Consider the following 323-nt stretch of genomic DNA (forward strand, 5'->3'; position numbering starts at 1 on the left):
GTAGCGCTCCTGCCTGATCACCATGCCCACCGGCAGGCCGTCGGCGTAGTTCGAACCGAATGACAGGTTCTGCATCGAAAAGCCCGGCACGCCGTACTCGCTGTCCTTGGCATCGATGCTGACACCGACGTAGCCGCGATCGAAGAACAGGGTCGAGCCGGCGGCCACCTGCGAACTGCGCGCATAGCTGTTGCCCAGCCGGTGATGGTAATCGGGCGTTACATCGTTGTTGATCTGCTTCTGCACGTACGACGGCGTGCCGGCGACATAGGCCGGGTTGACCGGGTTGATATAGGTGCGGCGCTGCCAGACCGAGGTCGGGC

1 protein-coding gene is annotated in these 323 nt (G+C 63.2%); it reads right to left on the bottom strand.

Annotated elements, in window-relative coordinates:
* Positions 1–323 (bottom strand): hypothetical protein (locus EN850_RS34920; protein WP_210238064.1); only part of this gene is annotated, 323 nt, incomplete at both ends.

The sequence above is a fragment of the Mesorhizobium sp. M8A.F.Ca.ET.207.01.1.1 genome (genome assembly GCF_004794715.1).
Taxonomy (GTDB): domain Bacteria; phylum Pseudomonadota; class Alphaproteobacteria; order Rhizobiales; family Rhizobiaceae; genus Mesorhizobium.